This window comes from Mesorhizobium sp. M0058 (assembly GCF_040323095.1).
In the GTDB taxonomy this organism is placed as follows: domain Bacteria; phylum Pseudomonadota; class Alphaproteobacteria; order Rhizobiales; family Rhizobiaceae; genus Mesorhizobium.
Window position 1 is genome coordinate 40211 of the sequence record NZ_JAMYUQ010000029.1, and the last position, 15610, is coordinate 55820.

General features: G+C 62.2%; 19 protein-coding genes. 9 read left to right on the forward strand and 10 right to left on the reverse strand.

The features are described 5' to 3' along the window. Positions 1–83 precede the first annotated feature (83 nt). Positions 84–1388 carry a PRC-barrel domain-containing protein gene (locus tag NKJ75_RS31055; protein ID WP_352500615.1) on the reverse strand — a complete coding sequence of 435 codons (1305 nt, stop codon included), beginning with the start codon at positions 1386–1388 and terminating at the stop codon, positions 84–86. 258 nt (positions 1389–1646) lie between these two features. On the opposite strand from NKJ75_RS31055, the gene NKJ75_RS31060 reads away from it, so the two are divergent. Beyond that, on the forward strand, positions 1647–2567 hold the full coding sequence (locus tag NKJ75_RS31060; protein WP_023670088.1) for a diacylglycerol/lipid kinase family protein: 921 nt from the start codon (positions 1647–1649) through the stop codon (positions 2565–2567). 26 nt (positions 2568–2593) lie between these two features. Here the strand turns inward: NKJ75_RS31060 and NKJ75_RS31065 are convergent, their stop codons facing one another. Then, entirely contained in the window at positions 2594–2821 is a 228-nt protein-coding gene (locus NKJ75_RS31065; RefSeq protein WP_023670089.1) for a hypothetical protein, read from the reverse strand. 112 nt (positions 2822–2933) lie between these two features. Here NKJ75_RS31065 and NKJ75_RS31070 point away from each other — a divergent pair, with 112 nt between their 5' ends. Next, positions 2934–4508 carry a sensor histidine kinase gene (locus tag NKJ75_RS31070; protein ID WP_084013071.1) on the forward strand — a complete coding sequence of 525 codons (1575 nt, stop codon included), beginning with the start codon at positions 2934–2936 and terminating at the stop codon, positions 4506–4508. A gap of 57 nt (positions 4509–4565) precedes the next feature. Here the strand turns inward: NKJ75_RS31070 and NKJ75_RS31075 are convergent, their stop codons facing one another. The 3 genes from NKJ75_RS31075 to NKJ75_RS31085 all read right to left on the reverse strand — a co-directional run bounded on the left by NKJ75_RS31075 (position 4566) and on the right by NKJ75_RS31085 (position 6251). Further along, positions 4566–5027: a hypothetical protein gene (locus tag NKJ75_RS31075; protein WP_023806538.1), complete on the reverse strand. Its 462-nt coding sequence runs from the start codon at positions 5025–5027 to the stop codon at positions 4566–4568. An 11-nt stretch (positions 5028–5038) separates the two neighbouring features. Next, positions 5039–5365: an ElaB/YgaM/YqjD family protein gene (locus NKJ75_RS31080; protein ID WP_023670092.1), complete on the reverse strand. Its 327-nt coding sequence runs from the start codon at positions 5363–5365 to the stop codon at positions 5039–5041. 124 nt (positions 5366–5489) lie between these two features. After that, positions 5490–6251, reverse strand: a complete 762-nt coding sequence (locus tag NKJ75_RS31085) for a Crp/Fnr family transcriptional regulator (protein ID WP_023670093.1) — start codon at positions 6249–6251, stop codon at positions 5490–5492. A gap of 338 nt (positions 6252–6589) precedes the next feature. Between NKJ75_RS31085 and NKJ75_RS31090 the strand changes: the two genes are divergently transcribed. Further along, positions 6590–6907, forward strand: a complete 318-nt coding sequence (locus tag NKJ75_RS31090; protein WP_050485906.1) for a response regulator — start codon at positions 6590–6592, stop codon at positions 6905–6907. Positions 6908–6963: 56 nt separating this feature from the next. Here the strand turns inward: NKJ75_RS31090 and NKJ75_RS31095 are convergent, their stop codons facing one another. Together NKJ75_RS31095 and NKJ75_RS31100 are read right to left on the reverse strand one after the other, a co-directional pair. After that, a complete protein-coding gene (locus NKJ75_RS31095; RefSeq protein ID WP_023670095.1) occupies positions 6964–7515 on the reverse strand; it encodes a sigma-70 family RNA polymerase sigma factor in 552 nt (183 codons plus the stop codon). Between the two features lie 3 nt (positions 7516–7518). Further along, positions 7519–7722 (reverse strand): NepR family anti-sigma factor, encoded by a 204-nt coding sequence (locus NKJ75_RS31100; RefSeq protein WP_023670096.1) that lies wholly within the window; start codon positions 7720–7722, stop codon positions 7519–7521. 212 nt (positions 7723–7934) lie between these two features. Here NKJ75_RS31100 and NKJ75_RS31105 point away from each other — a divergent pair, with 212 nt between their 5' ends. The 6 genes from NKJ75_RS31105 to NKJ75_RS31130 all read left to right on the forward strand — a co-directional run bounded on the left by NKJ75_RS31105 (position 7935) and on the right by NKJ75_RS31130 (position 11412). Then, complete coding sequence (locus NKJ75_RS31105) at positions 7935–8729, forward strand: response regulator (RefSeq protein ID WP_352500616.1); 795 nt, start codon at positions 7935–7937, stop codon at positions 8727–8729. Positions 8730–8949: 220 nt separating this feature from the next. Then, entirely contained in the window at positions 8950–9117 is a 168-nt protein-coding gene (locus NKJ75_RS31110) for a DUF1328 domain-containing protein (protein WP_023670098.1), read from the forward strand. A gap of 160 nt (positions 9118–9277) precedes the next feature. After that, positions 9278–10312 carry a sensor histidine kinase gene (locus NKJ75_RS31115; protein ID WP_023670099.1) on the forward strand — a complete coding sequence of 345 codons (1035 nt, stop codon included), beginning with the start codon at positions 9278–9280 and terminating at the stop codon, positions 10310–10312. Positions 10313–10440: 128 nt separating this feature from the next. Next, the gene (locus NKJ75_RS31120) at positions 10441–10617 is read left to right on the forward strand and encodes a hypothetical protein (protein ID WP_023690108.1); all 177 of its coding nucleotides are present in this window, start codon (positions 10441–10443) and stop codon (positions 10615–10617) included. Positions 10618–10759: 142 nt separating this feature from the next. Further along, the gene (locus NKJ75_RS31125; protein ID WP_023670101.1) at positions 10760–11086 is read left to right on the forward strand and encodes a hypothetical protein; all 327 of its coding nucleotides are present in this window, start codon (positions 10760–10762) and stop codon (positions 11084–11086) included. 83 nt (positions 11087–11169) lie between these two features. After that, positions 11170–11412, forward strand: a complete 243-nt coding sequence (locus NKJ75_RS31130; RefSeq protein ID WP_023670102.1) for a YMGG-like glycine zipper-containing protein — start codon at positions 11170–11172, stop codon at positions 11410–11412. A 39-nt stretch (positions 11413–11451) separates the two neighbouring features. On the opposite strand, the gene NKJ75_RS31135 is transcribed toward NKJ75_RS31130, so the two are convergent. The 3 genes from NKJ75_RS31135 to NKJ75_RS31145 form a co-directional block, all read right to left on the reverse strand. Then, positions 11452–13098 carry a CHASE domain-containing protein gene (locus tag NKJ75_RS31135; protein WP_023670103.1) on the reverse strand — a complete coding sequence of 549 codons (1647 nt, stop codon included), beginning with the start codon at positions 13096–13098 and terminating at the stop codon, positions 11452–11454. 156 nt (positions 13099–13254) lie between these two features. Next, positions 13255–14052 (reverse strand): ATP-binding cassette domain-containing protein, encoded by a 798-nt coding sequence (locus NKJ75_RS31140; protein ID WP_023693682.1) that lies wholly within the window; start codon positions 14050–14052, stop codon positions 13255–13257. A 12-nt stretch (positions 14053–14064) separates the two neighbouring features. After that, entirely contained in the window at positions 14065–15381 is a 1317-nt protein-coding gene (locus tag NKJ75_RS31145; protein WP_023835000.1) for a sugar ABC transporter permease, read from the reverse strand. Positions 15382–15610: the final 229 nt, after the last annotated feature.

Sequence of the window (15610 nt, forward strand, 5' to 3'; positions counted from 1 at the left end):
AGCAGGCAGCAGAATGTTTCCGGCGGCCTGATGCCTAGTCGCTTGGTTTTTCGCCTACTGCCTAATCCCTACTGCCTATTCCCTTACTGTACCATCATCCGCTGCTGGTCGCGCTTCTCAGCATAGCTGCCCTTGTCATAGGCGGCCTGCGCCTGCAGCTGCTCCTTGGTGAAGTTGGTGTAGAGATATTTGTTGCCGTCCTTGTCGGTCATGAATTTGAGCTTGTCCATGCCGACCGCGACCTCCTTGGCGCCGATGCCCAGAAAGCCGCCGACATCGATGATGACGGCATCTGGCTTGCTGTCGGGCGTGAGCACGACGTCGCCGATCTCGCCGACCTTGGCGTCGTTGGCGCCATAGACGGTGGTGCCCTTCAGGTCGTCGCCTCTGATGTTACCGACCGGCATTTCGGTCAGTGTGGACTTGTCGATCGCTGCCGTTTGCGTCGGATCGGTAGCCTTTGTCCCGGCCGGAGCTTCCGCGGTCTTGTCCGCTGGCTGAGCATTGTCAGCCGGTGCAACGGCCGTCGGGGCAGCCGGAGCAGTCGGCTGCGTCGCGTCGGAGGTTGTCGTCACGGGCGCCGGATCATAGGGCTTCCGGTCGAAATCAGGCTGCGCCTGCAGTTCCTCCTTGGTCGTCTGCGCCACCAGCCAGCGATCGCCGTTCTTTTCGGCCCACCGCGCCTTGGCGAAATCATAGGTGACGTTCTTTTCACCCATGCCGAGGAAGCCGCCGACGCCGATCACCAGCGACTGCGCCTTGCCATCCTTGGTCAGCACGATGTCGTTGACGTCGCCGATATTCTGGGCATCGTCGCCAGTGCCATTGTAGACATTCTCGCCGATGATGTTGGTTGCGAGATTGCCGTCAGCGCGTTTCACCGCCGGTTCTGACGGCGCGGCGTTGAGATCAACGGGCTTCTGCGGGTCGTTCTGCGCCGTGGAAGCAGGCACCGAGGCCGGATCGTAGGGCTTACGGTCGAAGTCGGGCAGCGCCGTCAACGCTTCTTTCGTCGTCTCGGCGACGAGCCAGCGGTCACCATTCCTCTCGACCCATTGCAACTTGCCGTAGTCGAAGGCGACGTTCTTGCTGCCTATGCCGAGGAAGCCGCCAACGCCGATAATGGCGGATTTCGCCTGGCCGTTTTCATCGAGGACGACGTCGCTGACGTCACCGATCTTCTGCGCATCGTCGCCAGTGCCATTGTACACGGACTCGCCGATGATATTGGTCATCAGCGCGCCGTCGGCCTGTTGCGGCGCCGGCGCGATGGTAGCAGGGGCTTCAGCCGGCGCTGGGGTCGTCGCCGGGGCCGTCGTTGACTGCGCAAACGCACCGGTAGCGATCAGCGTTGCGAGTGCAGTCGTCGCGAACAGTGTGCGGATCATGATTAAGTCTCCTCTTGCGTGATCTCATGCGCGCCGCAATCGGCAAACCACTTGCCGGGAGACCGAAGGCGGCGCATCCAATGGGATCACAACGTTGTGACAAGGCGCTTGTTCCGAAAAAACGGGAGCATCGAAATACCCTGGGCAAGTCCGCGGAATCGCCCGACATTCCCGCCCGGCCGATGGAACCTTTGCCAAGCTTGCCCGTTTCAGCCTGCGGCTGGCATTCCGGCCGCTAAAAAGAATACGGAGTGGGGCATGCGATTTGCAGCGGTGCTGAACCGGGACGGCGGCACCTTGCGGACCACCGATCTTTCAGCGCTAACCGACCGGATGCGCCAGACGCTCGAGGCGGCTGGTCACTCCATCGAGATCGACATCGTCGCCGGCAAGGAGATTGTCGCGGCGCTCGACAAGGTCGCCGCGCGGCGCGACATCGACGTCGTGCTGGCGGGTGGCGGCGACGGCACCATTTCGGCCGCCGCGGGGCGGCTGATGAATGGCAAGAAGGCGCTGGCCGTCCTGCCTGCAGGAACAATGAACCTGTTCGCCCGCGGCCTTGGAATTCCGCAGACCATCGATGGCGCGCTGAAGTCCTTTGCCGACGGCGAGATCATGGCGGTCGATATCGCGAGCGCGAATGGCCGGCCGTTCGTGCATCAGTTCTCGATCGGCCTGCACGCCAGGATGGTGAAGCTGCGCGACAATATGGAATTCGCCTCGCGCTTGGGAAAGATTCGCGCTTCGGCCAAGGCCGCTTGGACGACGATCAACAATCCTCCCGCCATGAAGGTGACATTGACGGTCGGCGAAGCCGAGATCGTGACCCGCATCAGCGGCATCGGCATTTCCAACAATCTGTTTGGCGAAGGCCATCTGCCTTATGCCGACAATCCTGCCGGCGGCGTGCTCGGCATCTATGTCACCGTGGCGCGGCAGCGTGGCGAGCTGGTCAGGGCGCTCTTCGACATGGCTCGAGGCAGGTGGCGCGACAGCGATCATGTCGAAACTCATCAGGCCGACAAGGCAATCGTGAAGATCCATACCGGGAGCAAGAAATTCGGCGCCGTCATCGACGGCGAACTGGTCAAGCTGGAGCGCGAAACGACAATCCAGATCCACCCTGGAGCACTGAACGTCCTGGTTCCGGCGCAAGCCGCCCAGGCGAAGGCCGCCTGATGCGATTACGAATGACGCGGAAAACCCTAGCCGCCCGACTGCCCCTCGCCGGCTGGCGAGCTCTGGTTGGCCGGCGCGGTCTGGCCGGTGGGCTGCCCTTGGCTTTCAGGGGTATCTGGATCTATCTTTTGGCCATAAATCTCGGCCGCTCCCCAAGCAATAAAAGCCAGGAGCAACGCGGCGACCAATATGCGCAGGCCGTGCCAACCCCAGCGCCCCTGACGGGCTTTGTTTTCAGGGGCGATCTTGGTCATTGGCGGCGTTCCTATCGTGCAACCGGCATGGTCGATGAAACCATCGCCGGCGAAACATGGTGGGGTAACGATTGCTTGCTACAAAAGTTCCGGCGCGCGACGGCCGCGCAAGATGCGCGCCACCGCGGGTGGGGCCTGCAAGCGAGGGGGCTTGGTGGATAGCAAGGTGGCGAAGCAGGCTGGTTTGCCGGTTGAGGTCCGCCGCGCCGTGGCGGCGCCGGAGCGGCTTGCCGTACTGCACGGGCTTGACGCGATCGACACCGACTCCGATCCCGACTTCGATCACATCACCGACCTTGCCGCAGCCGTGATGCAGGCGCCGATCGCGCTCGTCACGCTGCTCGACACCGAACGACAGTGGTTCAAATCCTGTGTCGGCTTCAACGAGACCGAAACCGCGACCGACATATCGTTCTGCGCCCATACCATTGCCGCCGGCGACGAGCCGATGGTGGTGCCGGATGCCAGCATCGACCCTCGCTTCTCCCGCAATCCGCTGGTCACCGGCGAACACCATGTCCGCTTTTATGTCGGCGCGCCGATGGTGGTCGCCGGCGCGCGCGTCGGCACGGTGTGCGTACTCGACCGGGAGCCGCATGAATTTCCGTCCGCTGCCGCGCTCGATCATTTGAAATCGCTGGCCAGCCTCGCCGCCAGCCTGTTTACCCTCAAGGACGCCACCCGCAGCGGCGCCATTGCCACGGCTGCTTTGGCGCAGGAGGAAAAGCGCCGAGCCATAGCGCTCGACGCCGCCTCGCTCGCCAGTTGGGCCTGGGATATCCGCACCGACATGATCGAATGCGACGTGCGTTTGTCGGAGCTGTTCAACCTGCCGCGTTCGAACCGGCTGCGGGCGCGCGACATTCTGGCCGCCATCGACCCGCGCGACGTCTACCAGACCGAGACGCGCTTTCGCGATGCCCTGACCGGCAGCGACGACTATTTCGGCGAATACCGTGTCAAAGGCTTCGATCCGCCGCGCTGGATAGTCACCCGCGGCCGCGTCATCGAGCGCGACGGCGAAGGCAAGCCGACGCTTATCTTTGGCGTCAACTACGACATCTCGGAACGCAAGCTCGGCGAGGACCGGCAAAGGCTGCTGCTGCGCGAACTCAACCATCGGGTCAAGAACACGCTGGCGACGGTGCAGGCGCTGGCGACGCAGACCGTTCGCCACGCTCGCCGCCCAAGCGAATTCCTGGAAGCCTTCGGCGCCAGGCTGCAGGCGCTGGGCGCTGCCCATAACCTGCTGTCGGATCGCGAATGGCGCGGCATCGGTATTCGCGAACTGATGCAGATCGAGGTCAAGCCGTTCGATTCGGCAGAACGGCCGCGCATCGTGATCTCCGGTCCGGAGCTGCTGCTTTCGCCTGACCAGGCGGTGGGGCTCGGCCTGATCATGCACGAACTGGCCAGCAACGCGCTGCAATACGGATCGCTGTCGGTTGGCTCGGGGAAGGTCGATGTCGACTGGAAGGCGGCGGGCAAGAAAGGCGCGCGCCGCCTTGTGCTGACCTGGAGCGAAAGCGGCGGGCCGAAAGTCGACCCGCCGGAACGCCAGGGCTTCGGCTCTATCCTGATCCGCCGCAGCCTCGCCAAGGTTTTATCGAGCGAAGTGACCCACGAATTCCGCAGCGAAGGCGTGTTCGCCGAAATATCGATGCCGCTTGAAGATCTGCCGGCTTAAAGCAATTTCAGAAGTGCGAAGCGGTTTTCCCGGGAACAGCGTATCAGCGCGCGCGCTTTAGTCGGCTTCGCTGTCCGGATCGCCCCGGTCCGGCTTGACGTTCTCACGGTAGATGGCATAGGCCGCGAGCGCGATCATCGGGCCGAGAATGACGCCCTTCCCGCCTTTCCCCTTGAGCAAGGCCGGCAGCACGGCAAGCGCCGCGGTGATACCGAGCGCCTTCAGGTCGGCATTGCGCCTTCGCGCACGTCGGCGCGCACGCGTTCCAGCCGCAAGTTGATGAATGAGCACGATAAGCCCGGCCAGTACCAGGAAACCAGCCGCGAAGCCGAGACAGGCGGCCATCGAGCCATAACGGTCAGCCGCCCAGATGTAGGCCGCCCCCAGGAGAAACCCGAGGCCGCACAGGGCAGCGACGGCGGCGAACCCGTAGACGATTGCCGCCGTGCGCGCGCGGCGCATGGCGGCAATGGCTTCACCCGAGGCCAAGGCCGAGATAAGCGGTGCCAGCATGCCCATCTCTGTCGAAACTAGCGCCGGGCAAGAAGCGCAAACAGGAAGCCGACGCCGGCCGCGATCGCCAGTGAAGTAACTGGCTTCTCGCGCACATTGGCCGTGATCTGGGCCTCAAGATCCTTGGCGTTGCCACGCAGGCTGTCGAAGACGGCTTCACCCTGGGCGCGCAACTGGTCGACGCCTTCGGCAGCAGCGCGCCGCGCCGTGCCGTAACCATGTTCGCCGGTCTTGGCCAATTGCTTGGTCAACTTTTCGATATCCGCCTTCAACTGCCGAATGTCGGCTTCGAGGTCGGCGTTCGTCTGACTTTCGTTGGCGGTTTTTCCTGCGGCAGTTGCCATTCTAAACTCCTTGCGTTTGCTTGGCTTCAAACGCCCGACACACGTCATGGTTCCGAAATCGGAGACCGTATCCATGAAAGGGTGTTTGCAAGTGCGAGTCCAGCCCCAGATGGAGGCCTGCCTGTCAGATCAGCGGCCGACGGCCTTCGCTTAGGCCCTCCCAGCGCGCGAGATCCTTCAGCCCCTCCCCATCGATCACTTCGCAACCGCCGTCGCGCCAGGCGATCAGCTTGCGATCGATGAGCTTGCGGATCGTCTTGTTGGTGTGGACCAGCGACAGGCCGAGCGTATCGGCGACATGCTGCTGGGTAATCGGGATTTGCACCGGCGCCTTGCCGTTGAGCCCGACTGCCGCCGCGCGGCTGGCGATGAAGGCAATGAGATAGGCGGTGCGCTCGACCGCCGTACGCCGGCCGACGCTGAGCAGGTTCTCGTCCAGCATGCGCTCCTCGCGCGACGCCAGCCAGGTAATGTCGTAGGCAAGGCCCGGATGGTTGCGGTAGAGCTCGTGCAGGTTTTCACGCTCGAAGACGCACAACAGCATGGGCGACAGCGCCTCGACCGAGTGCTGCATTTCGCCCATCAGGCTGCCCTGCAGCCCGATAAGATCGCCGGGCATGGAGTAGTTCAGGATCTGGCGCCTGCCGTCCGACAACAGTTTGTAGCGGAAGGCCCAGCCCGAAAGCACGGTGTAGAGATGAGCACTTTGGCTGCCTTCGACCAGCACTGTGGCGCCCTTGTCGACGGCCAGTTCGCCCTTCTTGAACATGCTGACATAGGCAAGCTCCTGCTTCTCGAATTCCCGGAACACCGGCAATGGCCGAAGCGGGCAGATCTCGCATGGGTACTGACGGCTGGAAAACGAACGACCATTCTGGCCAGACATTTCGATCCCTCTTTCGAAAGTCTCTTGCCAGAGACTGAGTGCTACGCCTTGTAAGGCCGCGGTTCCGCTGCCGACGGCATGTCTTTTTTAAATGACAGGATGGCAAATAGCGATCATGACTCGCTACACTCCACTGAGGCGAATTCGAAGCTCGCTTGTGGAGTAGAGCCGGTGGGCGAACTTTTCGGATTAAGGCCTGACCGATCCCCCAAGGTCCGCGATGCGGTTGACTGGAGTCACTGTACCCGATGCTGCAAGAATTGAGGAGAGATTGCCAAGTGCCGCCATTGCTTGAGGGATTGCGAATTCTTGTCTTGGAGGATGAATTCCTGATCGCCATGGATGTCGAGCAGCTTTGCCGCGACCATGGCGCGAACGACGTAGTGATTGCCCGCGCTCTGGCCGAGATCGATGAGCAGAAGGTCGTTGGCGAGTTCGACGCCGCTATCGTGGACCTCATGCTGGGCGGAACGTCCACACTCGATTTCGCCGCGCGGTTGCGCCAATCGGGCCTGCCGTTTGTCTTTGCCTCCGGCTATTCGGACCCCGATGAGATCAAAGGGTCTTTTCCCGGCATCCGCCTGGTCACCAAGCCTTATTCGGGGACCGATCTCGTCGAGGCTCTGGCGGCGGCCTGCGGCCGCGCGCCAGTCTGAGATATCTTCGATGCGTATGTGTAGAGAGCCCAGGCCCGCAAACGGGGCCTCCGCCGTCAGGCAGCGTTTGAACCCGTCACCTGGGACGAGATCGCGTCCGGCCCGTATTCGTCTTCGCCGGAGATTTTGAGGATCTCCTGCAACCGTGTGCGGGCCCGGCTGACCCGGCTCTTGATCGTTCCGACCGCACAGCCGCAGATTTCGGCGGCCTCTTCATAGGAAAAGCCTGAAGCGCCGATGAGGATGATGGCTTCGCGCTGGTCCTCGGGGAGTTGCTCGAGCGCGCCGCGAAAATCCTTGAGGTCAAGCTGGCCGTGCTGAGCCGGATGAACGGCAAGCCTGGCCGTCATGATGCCGTCGCTGTCCTGCACCTCGCGGCCGCGCTTGCGCATCTGGGAATAGAACTCGTTGCGCAGGATGGTGAACAGCCATGCCTTGAGATTTGTGCCGGGCTGAAAGCTCTCATGCTTGTCCCAAGCCTTGACCAGCGTCTCCTGCACCAGATCGTCGGCCTTGTCGGCATTCTGCGTCAGCGACACGGCAAAGGCCCGCAGGCTCGGGATCGAGCCGAGCAGGTCGGTCTTGAACCCTTGTGAGACAGCTGCCATGCCTCAGTCCTTCTTCTGTGCGGGTTCGGCCTTTTCCAGTTGGCTGAGCAACTGGGCAAAGCGATCCGGCACATTGTCCGAGACCAGCTCGTCATAATACTGTTTGAGTTTACGGCCAATTTCCGAATTCGCCCCGAGCGGGTCGCCGGAATTGGCCCGGCGCCTGTCAGCGGCGCCAGCCAGCGTTTCTTTATTCATGTCCTTCATTTCGCCCTTAAATCCAGCGCCCCGAGCCGCCCCATTACACAACGCAAAGCGGCCCCCTCGTCTGGTTGCCCATCGCACCACAAACGTCGCCCGTGCAGTTTCGTTCCACAAGTGTCGGAACTTTTTCGCAAAACCCGCGTTTGGATGTTGGGGCTTGCAATCAGCTTGACCTGCAATCTATGCAATCACGTCATCTGAGGGAGACGTCTACCATGAGCCTTTCCGCAACCATCGCTCCGCACCTGCCGTTCCTGCGCCGCTTTTCACGCGCCGTATCCGGATCGCAGGAGAGTGGCGATGCGCTGGTAGCCGCGATGCTCGAAGCCATCATCGCCGACGTCGACATCTTCCCGCAAGCGTCAAGCGACCGCATCGCGCTCTATAAGGTATTCGCCAAACTGTTCACCTCCATTGCCATCCGCGTTCCGCAGGAGCAGGCGCAATCGGCATGGGAGCAGCGCGCCGCCGCCAATCTGAACGCCATTGCGCCACGGCCACGCCAGGCTTTCCTGCTGGTCGCGGTCGAAGGCTTCGGCGAAGACGAGGCAGCTGAAATTCTCGATGTCGACGCCAGGGAATTTTCCGAACTGCTTGCCCAGGCGAGCAACGAGATCTCTCGCCAGGTGGCGACCGATGTGCTGATCATCGAGGACGAGCCGCTGATCGCCATGGACATCGAGGAAATGGTCGAGAGCCTCGGCCACCACGTGGTCGGAACCGCGCGCACCCATACCGAGGCGGTGGCGATGTTCGCCAAGACAAGGCCGAAGATGGTGCTGGCCGACATTCAGCTTGCCGATGGCAGCTCGGGTATCGATGCGGTCAACGAAATCCTGTCGTCGACTTCGGTGCCGGTAATCTTCATCACCGCCTTCCCCGAACGTCTGCTGACCGGCGAGCGGCCTGAACCGGCCTTCCTCGTCACCAAGCCGTTCAATCCCGACATGGTCAAGGCGCTGATCAGCCAAGCGCTGTTCTTCGACCGGCAGGCCAAGGCCGCCGCGTGAAGTAGGGCCTTCAATCTCCAACTTTTCGCCGCCTCGCAGCGTTGGCGGCACTGGCGATCGCCTAACCCGGCGATCGGCGGCTGCCCGTCGCGCCGTATGGCGCTCACGCGCGCGAATCAATTCGCGTCCGGGCCTCTTCCAAAGACCTTCTTTTTCGGCAAATGGTGGAACAAACAGCAATCACTCACGTTCTTGATCCAGTATCGGAAGGAGACAGATCATGCTCTACTGGGCGCTCGTATTTCTCGTCGTGGCGATCATCGCCGGCGCGCTTGGTTTCGGCGGCATCGCCGGTACCTCGGCCGGTATCGCGCAAATATTGTTCTTCATCTTTCTCGCCTTCCTCGTCATCTCGCTTCTGGCCGGCCTGTTCAGACGGGCATCGTAGGAGCGGGCGAACACTGGAAGCCGCACCCCTCAAACGGTTTCCAGCCACCGCCGGGCGATGTCCTCCAACGGGACATCGTCCGGCGGACCTTTTCTGGGGACCTACTCAGGAACTGAGTCCAAGTGAATCGTTCGGTCCTGATCAGGTGGACAGGTGATTGATGCGTTCCATTGGCGGAGGCGAGAGCGGACAGGGCGACGAGGTGATCGCACTGCACCCGGCTGAAAGCGGAATGCAGCTTGGCCGGGCCTTGCTTCACGCTCTGCACAATGCCGGCATTTCCGTCCTCTATCAGGATCGTGAATTGAAGACTGTATGGGCCCGCAACATGCGTGCGCCGTGGGTTTCCGACACAGCCGACAGCAACGGCGCGTTGCCACCGGCGCAAGCTGAGCAAATCGCCGCCGCCAAAAGCAATGTGATCGCTTCCGGCAATCCGGAACGCCTTGAACTGAGTGTTCCCACCGGTGATGGCATGCGCTGGTTCCAGGTATGGGTCGATGCCGATCGGGGCCATCGCGGCGACGTGCAGGGCGTCGTCACCACGATGGTGGAAACCACCGAGCAGAAACGCCGCGAACAGACGCTGAAGACGCTGTTGCGCGAAGTCAGCCACCGCTCCAAGAACCTGTTGGCCATCATCCAGAGTATTGCCACCCAGACCGGCCGCTATTCCGAGACACCCGACGATTTCCTGAAGCGCTTTCGCGGCCGCCTGCAGTCACTGGCTTCCTCCCAGGATCTGGTAACGTCGTCGAACTGGCGGGGTGCAGCACTTCGCGAGCTTATCCGCGGCCAGGTCGTTCGCTACGGCGCCGATCCCGCGCAGAGCCTGCGCTTCAATGGCGTCAACCCCTACCTCAATCCCAACGCCGCCATTCATATCGGACTGGCAATGCACGAACTCGCCGTCAATTCATTCAGCTACGGCGCCCTGGCGCGGCCGGACGGCTTTGTCGAGGTAACCGCCGATCTGTCGAACGTCGCAGAGGCCGCCGACAAGCCAGCTTTGTCGCTGACTTGGGTCGAGGCCATTGTCGCCAATGATAACAGACGCACCGAGAAACGCTTCGGCAGCGTTGCCCTCGAACGTGTCGTGCCGGCATCGCTGAACGGCACGGCGACGCTGGAGATCACCAGTGACCGCCTCGAATATCGCCTGGTGGTTCCGCACGGCAATTTCGAAACCGAATGAGCGGCGGGATTCCTTAACCGGCTGTTCACCATAAAATCCGATGCTGTGGTTCCCAGAGATTGCTGGATCTTGACCGATTCAACCGATGTTCGGCCGCGGCCTGCAACGCAAGTATGGGAGGAATGATCATGACGGTGGCCGATATGAACAGGCTGGAGCAGGCCGCGCGGGTCTCGATGAGCGGCTTTCAGGATCCTGATGCTTCAGCCTCGCCTTTGCAGCACGCCTGGCACCCCTTGCTTCGCTTCGCCGCTGTCGCGCTCGTCGCCGCTGTTGTGCTGATCGTGGCGTCGCAATTGGCCTGAGCCAGATGCTCAGGTTCACGCTGCTCCCAAGCAGCCTGGCTCAGAAGCTGTCCAGCTCGTAGCCGACCAATTATTAACGCCCCTTTCGGCACAGGAACTTTGACGGCTGTGGACCGTTCTTATGGCGAGAGGACGTGTCACCGTGGAACACATCGCCGCTTTGCTTTTGGTAATTGGCTGTTCGAACAACATGACCGAATGCCGTGAACTGCCGGTGCCGGTCAGTGTTTTCGAAACCGCCGAAGCATGCACGGCAGAACGTCCATTCGCTGCCGGCGACGTGCAGGGTCAGGCCGAGCACGTCGTTGCCAAATGTCTTACGGTGGACCCCGCGCTGGAGGATGATTACGACCAGATCGTCTGGAACGTGCGCCCGGACGGCACCCTCGACGCGTCTTTGCAGATTTCCAGTGTCGTGGTCGCGTCGAACGCCACGCGCCGCGAAAAAGACTCTCTTAGCCAACAATAAGATCGAGCGGGCAAAGGCTGCTGTTTCGTGCTAAATAGCGGCTGGAGCTTACTAAAGTGAGGACAAAAGTGAGGAGAGATTCTATGCGGAAATTGATTATTGCCATGGTTGCGGTGGTCGCCGTCAGCGGCTGCAGCACGACCGAGCAGGATGTCGGTGTCGGCGCCGGTGTCGGTGCTTTGGCCGGCGGACTGATCGGCGGCGGCAAGGGTGCGCTGATCGGCGCAGCCGTTGGCGCCGGTTCCGGCCTGCTGGTGCGCAACCTGCGCAACGGCTATTGCCAGTATCGCGACAATCGCGGCCGGCTCTACACCGCTCGCTGCTGATCCGCTTCAAAAGCATCAGACAATCGCGACGGAGACCGGTCAGCCGGTCTCCGTTTGTTTGACTGCATCAGGCTGCGGGATCCTGATTTCCACCGTAAGCCCATCGATGCGAAAATCTCGGGCAATCGTGCCGCGCAATTCGCGCGTGACATTGAGGTCGATCAGCTTGGTGCCGAAGCCGGTCTTCGCCGGCGCTTCGAGTTCCTTCTGCCCGGCCTCGCGCCAGTTCAGAACCAGCATCCGCTCGGACCCGCGCCCCTCGAACGACCAGTCGACCTTGAGCGCACCCACGGAATTGCCGGCCTCGCCATATTTCAGCGCATTCGTCGCCAGTTCGTGAAAGGTCAGGCCAAGCGCCTGCGTCGTCCTCTCGTCGAGCAGCACCTGAGGCCCTGACAATATCCCTTCCGGAAGCTCCTTGCCGAACACCTGGCCGAGCTCGATGCGCAGCAGGTCGCCAAGATCGGCCTTCTGCCAGCGCGAACGCGTCAGCATATCCTGGGAAGCCGCCATTGCCTGCAGGCGGGCTGAGAAGGAAGTTGAGAACTCCTTCACGTCGGTTGCTTGCGCTGCCGTCTGGCGCGCAATCGCCAGCACCCGCGTGATCGAATTCTTGATCCGATGCTTCATCTCCTGCAGCATCAAATCCTTTTCGAGCAGGCTTTTTTCCGTCGTTTCATGCAGCAGCGACTTGGCGTCGTAGGCGCGCTCCTGATAGCGCGCCACCAACGCGATGGCCCCAGCCAGAAGCAGGCCGAACAGCCCGAGCATGACCGGAATGGCGCGCGAGGACGGTTGCGAAAATGCACTTGTCGGCCGAAACAGCACCGTCCACGGCCGACCGGCGACGATGATCTTGCGCGTCACCAACAGCCTGTCGCCAAAGCTCGCAACCGGCGGCGTTTCCGACTGGAACAGAAGATTGTCGGCGTCGGCCGTGCCGTCATAGACCGCGGTGTTGACCGGCAGCAAAGGCGTGCGGCTGAGCGCGGTCTGGAACAGGTCGCGGGCGCGGAAGGCCGCGTAGAGAAGGCCTGATGTCGATGATCTGGACGCATTGATACCATCCGGCGCGGTTTCGACATTGAGCCTGACGAAGACCAGGAAACCGGTAAAGGTCTGCGCCGCGCCAGTGTCCTGGCCGAGCTGGACCAGACCGCTTGCGTGCTGTGCGTCATCGGCCATCGCTTTTTCGATCGCCTCGCGCCGCACCGGCTCGGTGAACATGTCGTAGCCGATGGTGGATTCGTTGGCAGGGTCGAGCGGCTCGAACAGCACGACGGGCGTGCGCCATGGCTGTGTCGTGTCCGGATAGACCGTGTGGGCGGCGCCGCGGTCGCGCAACATGTCGCGCTCGACCGCCGCTTCGTCACCGGTCTTGGCCAGCCTGAGATAGCCGATGCCGCGCAGGCCGGCGAAATTGTTATCGACATCGAGGGCGCTGAAGAAGGCCTTGAATTCGCTACCTGAAATCTCGCCATTGCGGGCGTCGAACAGCGCCTGCGTCGAGCGCAGCAGTGACAGATGCAGATCGATACGGCTTTCGATGCGGTTGAGCGCGTCGTCGGCCGTCGCCTCGAACTTGATGCGCGCCGCTTCCTGGGTCGCGAAATAGGCGAAGCCCGCCATCGTCAGGCTGATCAGTGCAACGGCAATGAAGGCAAGGATCGGGAAAAACTTCTTCAACGCAGGCCCATGGACGGTTCGGGACCTTTATGGGCAAGTCGCCGCGGCAAGACAATGGCGCGGCCAAGCCATAATGACAGCTGGCATATCATGCATATTTAGCCGGCTTATCGATCTCGAGCATCAGTGAACATGACAGCTGACGATAGCGTGGTCTCAGGCCGCGATCTTCAGCGCACCCGGACCGGGAATGGCGCCGGGCGGGCACTTTCCCAGGATGATCATGCCGAGCACTTCGTCCTGGGTCACATCGGTGGTGCGCGCGGTGCCGACGACCTGGCCGTTCTTCATTACGCAGACTCGGTCGGCAAGCTCGAACACGTCGTGAATGTCGTGGCTGATCAGGAAAATGCCGATGCCGTCGGCCTTGAGCTGCTTGACCAGTTCGCCGACCTGCGCCGTCTCCTGCGGCCCAAGCGCGGCCGTCGGTTCGTCCATGATCAGGATGCGGGCGTTGAACAGGATGGCGCGTGCGATCGCCACCGACTGGCGCTGGCCGCCCGAGAGCTTGATTACCGGCTCCTTGAACCGCTGGAAGCGCGGATTGAGCCGGCCCATCACCTTGCGCGCCTCGGCCTCCATGGCGACATCGTCGAGTGTCCCCCACGCGGTCATCAGTTCGCGGCCGAGGAAGAGGTTGGCGGCAGCGTCGACATTGTCGGCCAGCGCAAGCGTCTGGTAGATCGTTTCGATGCCGTATTTCTTGGCGTCGCGCGGATTGGAGATCGAGGCCTCCTGGCCGTTGACCAAGATCTGGCCGGCATCGCGCTTGTAGGCGCCCGACAGGATCTTGATCAGCGTCGACTTACCGGCGCCGTTGTGGCCAAGCAGCGCCACCACTTCGCCCGGGAAAAGATCGATGGACGCATCGTCGACGGCGCGAATGCCACCGAACGCGATCGAGATGTTGCGCATGTCGATCAGTGGCGTACCGGTGGGAGCAGTTTTTTCCATAATCGTTCCTCCCTAGACGCGCTGGCGGTAGACGGTGTCGAGCCAGACGGCGATGACCAGGACAGCGCCAACGACAATGCTCTGCAGCGGCGAGTCGATGCCGAGCAGCACCATGCCGGATTGCAGCGACTGCATCAGTAGCGCGCCGAGCATGGCGCCCATCACCGTTCCGGCGCCGCCCGCGAGCGACGTGCCGCCGATGACAGCGGCCGCGATCACCAAAAGCTCGTCCAGCGTGCCCAGCGCATTGGTTGACGCATTGAGACGGGCCGACGAGATCGCCGCGCTGATTGCAGCCAGCACACCCATGATCATGAACACCTTCATGGTCACCCAGCGCGTGTTGATGCCGGCGAGTTCCGCTGCCTCCGGATTGCCCCCGATGGCGAAGACATAGCGGCCGAAACGCGTGCGCTTGGTGATGAACGTCATGATGATGCCGACAATCACCGCCATCAGCACCGGTATGGCGATGCCATGCGCGATGAACAGCCCGCCTTCGGGAACGGTGATGCCGTTCTGCTGTGCGTACAGGCGCACGATGCCGATCGGCCATGGATAGGAATTGGCGATCCACACGGCGCCGAGGATGGCCGCGCAAGCGACCACGCCAAGCAAGGTCTCGGCCCAGACGGGGCGCAGTGGAAAGCTGAAGCGCTTGCGCTGTGAGCGACCGTTGAGCAGCGCGAAGGCGACCGCCGCGCAGGCGACGATGCCGACGATCCAGCTGGCAGCGGCGCCAATCGAGCCGCGTGGTCCGCCGCCCATCAGCTGGAAGGTGGCGTCGAGTGGCGCGACCGTGCGCCCGCTGGTGATGAGCCATGCCATGCCACGCCAGACCAGCAGGCCACCAAGCGTCACGATGAAGGCCGGAACCTGCATATAGGCGATGATGAAGCCCTGGAACGCGCCGATCAGCAGACCAAGCACCACGCCGGCGGCAAGCGCGACGACCCAGAGCCAGGGGTTTCCAAGCTGGAAGCCGATGACGCGAATCAGGAATTCGGCCTGTGCCACGCCCATGATCATGCCGATCACGCCTTCGACGGAGCCCACCGAAAGGTCGATGTTGCGCATGACGATGACCAGTACCATGCCGGTCGCCATGATCGCGACCGAGGACGTCTGCACCGACAGGTTCCAAAGATTGCGCGGCGTCAGGAAAAGCCCACCCGACAGCATATGTATGCCGACCCAGATGACCAGCAGCGCGCCGACCATGCCGAGCATGCGCGTGTCGAGCTCGGTCGCTTTCAGGAACCGGGCGACCGCGCCGAGTTCAGACGCTCGTGCCGTATCGGCCTGCGGATTTGAGGTCGTGTCGGTCATGATGTCCTCCAGCGGCTTGCCGTCTGGCGCGGATGCCGGACCACAGCCTAGAAGTTTGCCGCCGATGGCGGAAACACACAATTCTCGTAGAGAAAACGCCCCGGCGTGACACCCGCGGCGCCGCAATTATTGAAATGGTGGAGAAAAGTTTCAAGCCCCGCCGCAGCCGGCGGCGCCGCCCGTGCCGACGTAGGACATGATTAAGCAGCCCGCCGGGAAGACGCCCGTG

Bases quoted from the DNA above. Each gene is read 5' to 3' on its own strand.
- NKJ75_RS31085 (WP_023670093.1), bottom strand. From the start codon at position 6,251: ATGTCTGGCCAGAATGGTCGTTCGTTTTCCAGCCGTCAGTACCCATGC.
- NKJ75_RS31080 (WP_023670092.1), bottom strand. From the start codon at position 5,365: ATGGCAACTGCCGCAGGAAAAACCGCCAACGAAAGTCAGACGAACGCC.
- NKJ75_RS31110 (WP_023670098.1), top strand. From the start codon at position 8,950: ATGCTCTACTGGGCGCTCGTATTTCTCGTCGTGGCGATCATCGCCGGC.
- NKJ75_RS31090 (WP_050485906.1), top strand. From the start codon at position 6,590: ATGGATGTCGAGCAGCTTTGCCGCGACCATGGCGCGAACGACGTAGTG.
- NKJ75_RS31145 (WP_023835000.1), bottom strand. From the start codon at position 15,381: ATGACCGACACGACCTCAAATCCGCAGGCCGATACGGCACGAGCGTCT.
- NKJ75_RS31130 (WP_023670102.1), top strand. From the start codon at position 11,170: ATGCGGAAATTGATTATTGCCATGGTTGCGGTGGTCGCCGTCAGCGGC.
- NKJ75_RS31070 (WP_084013071.1), top strand. From the start codon at position 2,934: ATGCGCGCCACCGCGGGTGGGGCCTGCAAGCGAGGGGGCTTGGTGGAT.
- NKJ75_RS31065 (WP_023670089.1), bottom strand. From the start codon at position 2,821: ATGACCAAGATCGCCCCTGAAAACAAAGCCCGTCAGGGGCGCTGGGGT.
- NKJ75_RS31095 (WP_023670095.1), bottom strand. From the start codon at position 7,515: ATGGCAGCTGTCTCACAAGGGTTCAAGACCGACCTGCTCGGCTCGATC.
- NKJ75_RS31055 (WP_352500615.1), bottom strand. From the start codon at position 1,388: ATGATCCGCACACTGTTCGCGACGACTGCACTCGCAACGCTGATCGCT.
- NKJ75_RS31120 (WP_023690108.1), top strand. From the start codon at position 10,441: ATGACGGTGGCCGATATGAACAGGCTGGAGCAGGCCGCGCGGGTCTCG.
- NKJ75_RS31140 (WP_023693682.1), bottom strand. From the start codon at position 14,052: ATGGAAAAAACTGCTCCCACCGGTACGCCACTGATCGACATGCGCAAC.
- NKJ75_RS31105 (WP_352500616.1), top strand. From the start codon at position 7,935: ATGAGCCTTTCCGCAACCATCGCTCCGCACCTGCCGTTCCTGCGCCGC.
- NKJ75_RS31100 (WP_023670096.1), bottom strand. From the start codon at position 7,722: ATGAAGGACATGAATAAAGAAACGCTGGCTGGCGCCGCTGACAGGCGC.
- NKJ75_RS31075 (WP_023806538.1), bottom strand. From the start codon at position 5,027: ATGGGCATGCTGGCACCGCTTATCTCGGCCTTGGCCTCGGGTGAAGCC.
- NKJ75_RS31115 (WP_023670099.1), top strand. From the start codon at position 9,278: ATGCGTTCCATTGGCGGAGGCGAGAGCGGACAGGGCGACGAGGTGATC.
- NKJ75_RS31060 (WP_023670088.1), top strand. From the start codon at position 1,647: ATGCGATTTGCAGCGGTGCTGAACCGGGACGGCGGCACCTTGCGGACC.